6 protein-coding genes and 1 rRNA gene are annotated in these 7,381 nt (G+C 71.6%); 2 read left to right on the top strand and 5 right to left on the bottom strand.

From position 1 onward, the window contains the following. Positions 1–85: ribosomal RNA gene (rrf, locus tag PV341_RS42135) — 5S ribosomal RNA — on the top strand; the annotation flags it as partial. A gap of 68 nt (positions 86–153) precedes the next feature. Beyond that, positions 154–663, top strand: a complete 510-nt coding sequence (locus PV341_RS42130) for a GNAT family N-acetyltransferase (RefSeq protein ID WP_500330695.1) — start codon at positions 154–156, stop codon at positions 661–663. An 8-nt stretch (positions 664–671) separates the two neighbouring features. Here the strand turns inward: PV341_RS42130 and PV341_RS42125 are convergent, their stop codons facing one another. The 5 genes from PV341_RS42125 to PV341_RS42105 all read right to left on the bottom strand — a co-directional run. After that, on the bottom strand, positions 672–2,240 hold the full coding sequence (locus tag PV341_RS42125; RefSeq protein WP_500360630.1) for a type IV secretory system conjugative DNA transfer family protein: 1,569 nt from the start codon (positions 2,238–2,240) through the stop codon (positions 672–674). A gap of 14 nt (positions 2,241–2,254) precedes the next feature. After that, complete coding sequence (locus PV341_RS42120) at positions 2,255–3,640, bottom strand: ATP-binding protein (RefSeq protein ID WP_500330819.1); 1,386 nt, start codon at positions 3,638–3,640, stop codon at positions 2,255–2,257. Between the two features lie 157 nt (positions 3,641–3,797). Next, positions 3,798–5,348 carry an SCO6880 family protein gene (locus PV341_RS42115; RefSeq protein ID WP_500360628.1) on the bottom strand — a complete coding sequence of 517 codons (1,551 nt, stop codon included), beginning with the start codon at positions 5,346–5,348 and terminating at the stop codon, positions 3,798–3,800. Further along, complete coding sequence (locus tag PV341_RS42110; protein WP_500360627.1) at positions 5,345–6,631, bottom strand: hypothetical protein; 1,287 nt, start codon at positions 6,629–6,631, stop codon at positions 5,345–5,347. Before PV341_RS42110 ends, PV341_RS42115 begins: the two co-directional genes overlap by 4 nt. Then, positions 6,621–7,381 (bottom strand): DUF8175 domain-containg protein (locus PV341_RS42105; protein ID WP_500360625.1); only part of this gene is annotated, 761 nt, incomplete at its 5' end. The genes PV341_RS42105 and PV341_RS42110, both read right to left, overlap by 11 nt.

Here is a 7,381-nt window from a genome sequence, read left to right as displayed (position 1 = left end):
TTACATTCCGAACCCGGAAGCTAAGCCTTTCAGCGCCGATGGTACTGCAGGGGGGACCCTGTGGGAGAGTAGGACGCCGCCGAACAAATTTTGAGCCCCGGCCCCCGAGTTTAATCACTCGGGGGCCGGGGCTTTTTTGCGTACGATCGCGGTATGACGAGCTACACGATACGTGCATCCCGGCCCGACGAGTGGCGTGCCCAGCGGGCCCTGCGGCTGGAGGCGCTCAAGGACCCCGCCAGCAGCGTGGCCTTCGTCAACACGCACGACACCGAGGCCGCGTTCACCGACGAGGTGTGGCAGCAGCGGGGACGGACGCAGGCGTTCATCGCGGAGGACGAGGCCGGCGAACGCGTCGCGAACGTGGCCGTACTCGTGGAGACGGGCGAGGAGTTCGCCGTGCCCCAGACGCATCTGGTCGGCGTCTACGTACGGCCGGAGTTCCGGGGCGGGGCGTTGGCCGCGGAATTGCTGGGTGCGGCGATCGAGTGGTCGTGGCAGCTGCCGGAGCAGGTGCGGCGCGTGCGGCTGTGGGTGCACGAGGACAACCACCGGGCGCAGGCCTTCTACAAGCGGCTCGGCTTCGTCAGGACGGGGAGGACGATGGCGTTCCCGCTGGACGAGTCGCAGACCGAGTACGAGATGGAGCTGGAGCGCCCGTAGGGAGCGCGCTAGGGCAACCGCACCGCGTCCGGGACCTCTTCGAGGAGCGCGGGGGGCTGGGTGCCGAGGACGAGGCGGGTGTCGGCGCGCTGCCACAACGGCCCTCGCCAGTGGTCGCGGGCCTGTTCGGGGGAGCGGAGCACGGCCAGGGTGGGCAAGCCCGCCGAGGTGCCGGTGGCCAGGAGGTCGGGGAGCTCCGGGATCGGCGCGAGGGCGGCGATGTCGTCCAGCACGAGGGTCATTGGTGGGTCGAGCCGACCGGAGGATGACCCTGCGGCCATGCGCCGGCCGTGCTCGACCACGCTGGAGACGAGTGCGGTGAGCAACGGCATTGCACCCGGGTGGGTTCGCGGATCCTCGTTGGGTTCGCCCACCACATAGAGCGTGCCCAGATCCTTGAGGAATGACTCCAGCTCGAGGCCGTCGGCGCGTCCCGGATTGCAGGCGTCCCGGATGTGGACGGAGTTGAGGGACTCCAGGGCGCGGTGGACGAGGGCCTGGGCGGCGTCGCGGCGGTGGGTGTGGGCGTGGAGGACGGACTCGAGCTCCCCGCTCCAGCCGGAGGCGGCCTTGGAGTGCGTGCGCAGGATGCGGACGGCGTCCTGGCCGGAGGTGCCGCCCGCCCAGCGGTGCACCTGGCGGAAGGGCTGGCCGTCGACGGCGGCGGCGTGCAGCCAGCAGCGCAGGAGGGTCTCGGCGGCGTCGAACATCGCGGCGTCGACCGCGGCGCGCGGCCGTACCGGGAAGAGCAGGGCACGCGCGCGGATGACGGCCGTGGGGACGTCCTCGCAGCCCGAGTGCGGGGCCCAGCGGAGCCGGGCCGGGGTGTCCACCAGGTGGGCCGGGTCGTAGACGTGGACCGGGCCGAGCTTGGCGCGGTTGCCGACGGTCTGGTGAAAGGTGTCCGGGTCGGCGGTGGTGACGAGGACCGGGCCCGCCGCGTTGAGGACGGACGGCTGGACGAGGCGCTTGCCCTTGTCGCTGCGGAGGGCGGCGAAGGCGGCGTAGGTGCGGGTGAGTTCGCGGTCGATGGTCACCGACGGAGCCGCGGGGCCGGCGGCGGGGACGCCGGTGGCAGGCCCCACCGGTACGGGTTCAGGCTCGGGGGCGGCCGGCTCAGGGGCCTCCACGGGCCGCTGCGCGGCCTGGCGGGTCCGGATGGGGGTCCCCGGCTCCACGGCAGCCTCCGCGGCCTTCTGGACGGCCGTACGGCGTGCCGCGCGGCGCAGCCGGGTGCGGGCGACGACGCCCATCACGAAGACCGTGAGGACGAAGAGCACCATCAACTGCCCGATGAACACACCCCAGAACAGCCCGGAGCCGGGCAGCCCCGCCGTCGGGGCGGGCCGCCAGGCCCCGGCGATGTCGTGGGGGTCGGCGATGAGGTGGCGCATGGCCACGGGCGTGCGCGTGAAGTGGACCTCGGCCGGCCACGCCCCGTGGGAGACGAGGCCGGCTATCCCCGTGCCCGTCCACACCAGGACGGTCATGCCGAGCAGGAAGCCCATGACGCCGAGGATCAGCCCGTCCGGGATGCCGCCCTCGCGCTCCTGTCCGTGGTGCTGCGCTCTCGCCATGGTCAGGTCCCCGTTCAGGCCACCGCGTCGTCGGCCAGCTGCTTGTCGAGGGAGACCCGGGGCTCGTCGATCCCGTCCGCCCTGTCGTCCTCGTCGGCCGAGGCCTCGGTCATGGCGCGGTCGGTGTAGACCAGCGGCCGTTCGGTCTCCGTGATGAGGTGCTTGACGACCTGCACGTTGCCGTTGACGTCCCAGACGGCGATGCCGGGGGTGAGGGTGGGGATGATCTCCACCGCCCACCGGGGCAGGCCCAGCACCCGGCCGGTCGCGCGCGCCTCGTCGGCCTTCTGGGCGTAGATGGTGCGCGTGGAGGCCATCTTGAGGATCGCCGCGGCCTCCTTGGCGGCGGCGCCGTCCACCACGTCGGACAGGTGGTGGACGACGGCGACGAAGGACAGGCCGAGACGGCGGCCGAACTTCAGCAGTCGCTGGAAGAGCTGCGCGACGAACGGGCTGTTGATGATGTGCCAGGCCTCCTCGACCAGGAAGATGCGTTTCTTCCGGTCGGGGCGGATCCAGGTGTGCTCCAGCCAGACGCCGACGATCGCCATGAGGATCGGCATGGCGATGGAGTTGCGGTCGATGTGGGACAGGTCGAAGACGATGAGCGGGGCGTCGAGGTCGATGCCGGCGGTCGTCGGGCCGTCGAACATGCCACGCAGGTCGCCGTCGACGAGCCGGTCGAGGACGAGGGCCACGTCCAGGCCCCAGGCGCGGACGTCCTCCAGGTCGACGTTCATCGACTCGGCCGAGTCGGCCATGGGGTGCCGCAGCCGGTCCACGATGTCGGTGAGGATCGGCTGGCGGTCGGTGACCGTGTCGTGGACGTACGCGTGGGCGACCTTCAGCGCGAAGCCGGAACGCTCGTCCAGGCCGCGGCCCATCGCGACCTCGATGATCGTGCGGAGCAGGGCGAGCTGGCCCGTGGTGGTGATCGCCGGGTCGAGCGGGTTGAGCTTGATGCCCCCGTCGAGGGCCGCCATCGGGTCGAGGCGGATGGGCGTTATTCCGAGGGCCTTGGCGATGAGGTTCCACTCGCCGACGCCGTCCTCGCCCTGCGCGTCCAGGACGACGACCTGGCGGTCGCGGAAGCGCAGTTGCCGCAGGACGTACGTCTTCTCCAGGGCGGACTTTCCGTTGCCGGACTCGCCGAGGACCAGCCAGTGGGGGGCGGGGAGTTGCTGCCCGTACAGCTGGAACGGGTCGTAGATGTAGCCCTTGCCGGAGTAGACCTCGCGGCCGATGATCACGCCGGAGTCGCCGAGGCCGGGTGCGGCGGTCGGCATGTAGACGGCCTGGGCCTGGCCCGTGGAGGTGCGGACGGGGAGCCGGGTGGACTCCACCTTGCCGAAGAGGAAGCTGGTGAAGGCGTCGGTGATCGCTGCGAGGGGGTCCAGCATGGCCATGGGTGGAGAGCCTCCTCGGCGTCAGCGGTCGTCGCGCCTGGGGCGCAGGCTCCGGCGTGGCATCGTTGTCCCTGTCGTCCTTCCCATTAGCGCCGTCCCTGGAGACGGTGCGTCAAGTGCGCACAGGCGCATGGTGCTACCTCCCGGCCCCTCAGCGGCGGATGCCGGTCGCGAACGGAAGCGTGTTGACGAACGCCCGGTGGTGTTCGCGGTCGCACCACTCCAGCTTGAGGTACGACTTGCCCGCGGAGGCGCGGATCGTGCGCTTGTCGCGCGCCAGGGCCTCCGGGGAGCGGGAGGAGACCGTGATGTAGCCGACCAGGTTGACGCCCGCGGCTCCGGAGGCGAGGTCCTCGCCGCGCTGGTCGATGCGGGTGTGGTGGGCGAGGTCGCGGGGGTCGACGACGCGGTTCATCTTGGCGGCGCGGCTGGCCTCGGCGTCGTCGTTGGTCTTCTCGGTGAGCATGCGCTCGATGGCGACGTCGGTCGGTTCGAGGTCCATGCAGACGGCGACGGTGCGGATCACGTCCGGGGTGTGGACCAGCAGCGGGGCGAGGAAGTTGACGCCGACGGGGGTCAGCGGCCACTCCTTGATCCAGGCCGTGGAGTGGCACCAGGGGGCGCGGGTGGCCGACTCGCGGGTCTTGGCCTGGAGGAAGGTCGGCTCGGTGGCGTCCAGTTCTGCGGGCCAGGCGTTGCGCCGGGTCATCGCCTGGATGTGGTCGATCGGGTGGTCCGGGTCGTACATGGAGTGGATGAGCGACGCCAGCCGCGCCTGGCCGAGCGGTTGCCGGACCCGGATGTCGGCTTCGGTGAGGCGGGCGCAGATGTCGGTGAGTTCGCGGGCCATGACGGCGGCGATGCCGGCGTCCTTGTCGAGGGACTTGCGGGCGCCGCCCGCGGCGCGGGCGATGGCGTTGCCCTCGGCGGCGAGCTCGCGGCTGTAGTGCATGCACGCGACGAGGTAGGCGCGGTGCTGCTCGGACGAGGTCGACACCATCGACTGCAGCTGGTCGTAGGAGTCCTTGAGCCACTGCTCGGCCCGGTCGTCGCCGCGCTGGGCGACGTCCTTGGCGTGGGCGTCGGGGTCGGCGGGGAGGGTGCGGGCGAGCATCTGCAGCCGGGTGACGAAGCCGTCGCCGTTGGCCACGTGCTTCAGCAGGGTGCCGAAGCGTTCGACCAGGGCCTCCTGGTCCTCGCTGTCGCGCAGGCCGACGCCGGGGCCCTCGATCTCGATGGCGGCGGTCACGGTGCGCCGGTCGACGTGCAGCAGCACGGCGATCTCGTCCGGGCCGAAAGGTGCCGACAGCCAGGTGATGCGGCCGATGCCGGGGGGCGGTCCGATCTCCACCTCGCGGCCGTCGAGCCGGGTGCCGGACTCGGCGGCGGTGGAGCGGTACGTCGCGGCCGACCGCAGTGTGCGGCGGTAGCTGCGGTTGATCTCGAACCAGCGGTAGAAGGTGCGGCGCCGGTAGGGCATGTAGACGGCGGCGAAGGCGAGCAGCGGCCAGCCCGTCAGGCCGAGGATGCGCAGCGGCAGCACGGGGATCAGCAGGCCGCTCATCATGCCGAGGAACGCGCCGACGATGATCAGGGCGATCTCACCGGTCTCGCGGTTCTTGCCGACGATGGCGTTGGGACGTGCCTTGCCGATCAGGTACGTCCGGCGCTGCTGCGGTGCGGCGTAGGGCTGGGACGTCACCGGCTTTCGCCTCCTGCTGTCTTGCTGGTGGTTCCGCCGCCGTTGCCGCGGTCAGGGTTCGTGCGCGGCGCGGGGGCCGGCGCCGGCGCGGTGCCGTTGCGGCTGCTGTGCGCGGCGATGCCGCTGGGCACGGCGTTCGTGGGCTGTGCGCCGCCGCCCGAGGCCTGCTCCTGGGGGCCGCCGCGGGTGCTGTGCGTCTTGATGCCCTGCTTCACCAGCGCGGCCGGGGAGGAGATGACGGCGGCGGCCTGGGACTCGGCGCTCGCCTTGCGGTTGCTGCGGAGGCTGGCCACGTCGTCGCCGAAGCCGGGGACGAAGCGGTAGATCATCGCGCTGGCGAAGATGGCCAGCAGGATGATGGCCAGACCCGATACGACGGCGCCGAACGCGGTGGGCCCGTCGGAGCCGCTGAGCGCGCCCGCGAGGCCCAGCACGACCACGATCACCGGTTTGACGAGGATCACCGCGATCATGATCCCGGCCCAACGGCGCACGTGGTGCCACATGTTCTTGTCGACCAGGCCCGAGTACACGGCGGTGCCGAGCAGCGCGCCGACGTACAGCAGGGCGGCACGGATGACGAGTTCGAGCCACAGGACGCCGGCGGCGAGCACGGACACCAGGGAGACCACGATCAGCATGATCGGGCCGCCGCCGATGTCGGAGTCCTTGGTCAACGCGTCCTGGAACGAGCCGAAGAACGTGTCGGTGCCGGCGGAGGTGCCCGAGGCGATGACCTCCGTGATGCCGTCGGTGGCCGACACGACGGTGTAGAGGATCAGCGGCGTGAAGGCGGAGGCGATCACGGTGAGCCAGAGGAAGCCGACCGCCTCGGTCAGCGCCTCGGTGAGGGGCACCCCGCGCACGGCGCGCTTGGCGACGGCCAGCAGCCACAGGAGGAGCGTGAGGAAGGTGGAGGCGGCGAAGACGACGGCGTACTGGGTGAGGAACGCCTTGTTGGTGAAGTCCACGGCCGCGGTCCTGTTGACGGCCTTGGAGAGGCCGTCGATGACCCAGGCGGCGGCGTCGGCGCAGCCGCGCGCGAGCGAGTCCAGGGGGTCGAGGGGGTCCGCCACGGAGGGGGTGTTCTTGGACCCTGTGCCGCCCTCGCAGTAGTCGCGGGCCTGCCCCACGATCAGGTCGCACGGGTTGCTGCTGCCGCTCGGGCTGGGGGTGGGGCTGGGTGCGGCCGCCGCGCGTGAGGCGGCCAGCACGAGGGTCGTCTGGGCAGCCGCGATTAGGGCGGTCAGGGACAGCGCGCGGCGCCGGTGGCTACCTGGCATACGTGAACCCTCCGTAACCCTGGACCGCGTTGGCGATTTCCTCGGCGTCGGCCGCGCGGTTGTCGCCGTTGACGGGCGCGGGTCCCTCCTTCTGGCCGGACGTCTCGATTCTCCAGTCCCCGTCAACCCAGACGAGTTGCTCGGTGATGGTGAACCACGTCTGGCTCACGGGCTTCGTCGAGCCCTCCCCGGCCAGGCCGACGAGGCCCGTGCTCCACACCTCGACGGTCGCCGCGTTCTTGGAGAAGCCCGTCACGCGGGTGCCCACGGGGACGGTGCGGGAGACGAACGTGTAGCCGTCCGGCACGCTTCCGTCCTCGTTGAGCCCCACGTTGGCGAGGAAACCGGGCGAGTAGGCACGGTCGAGGTCACCTTGGAGGCGGTCGACGACCTCGGGGGCGTGGATCGCCGCGACGATCGTGTGGCGGCGGGCCTCGTCGAACATGCCGTCGGAGCCGAGCGCCACGGCGTAGTTGGCGGCCGCCGACTGCGCGCCCTGGTCGGTGCGGGCGTAACCCGTGGGGATGCCCGCGTCCTTGCCGTTGACCGGCTTCGTGCCGGTGGGGGATGTGGGCTGGGAACGGGCGCCGTTGGAGGAGCCGCCGCTCTGGCTGCCGCCGCCGGGGGAGTCGGAGGGGGAGCCGCCGCCGCGGTTGGCGAAGGCGATGGCGGCGATGAGGAGCACGACGACGCCGACGACCGTGACGAGGCTGCGGCTGGAGCGCTGCGGGCGGCGGCTCCGCCTCCGAC

It is taken from the genome of Streptomyces sp. PA03-1a (assembly GCF_033792805.1).
Taxonomy (GTDB): Bacteria; Actinomycetota; Actinomycetes; order Streptomycetales; family Streptomycetaceae; genus Actinacidiphila.
Note: the sequence above shows the minus strand (reverse complement) of the source record. Positions and strands in the feature narration are given on the sequence as shown.

Excerpts from the sequence above, each read along its gene's own strand:
- PV341_RS42130 (WP_500330695.1), top strand. The coding sequence starts at position 154 with ATGACGAGCTACACGATACGTGCATCCCGGCCCGACGAGTGGCGTGCC.
- PV341_RS42125 (WP_500360630.1), bottom strand. The coding sequence starts at position 2,240 with ATGGCGAGAGCGCAGCACCACGGACAGGAGCGCGAGGGCGGCATCCCG.
- PV341_RS42120 (WP_500330819.1), bottom strand. The coding sequence starts at position 3,640 with ATGCTGGACCCCCTCGCAGCGATCACCGACGCCTTCACCAGCTTCCTC.
- PV341_RS42110 (WP_500360627.1), bottom strand. The coding sequence starts at position 6,631 with ATGCCAGGTAGCCACCGGCGCCGCGCGCTGTCCCTGACCGCCCTAATC.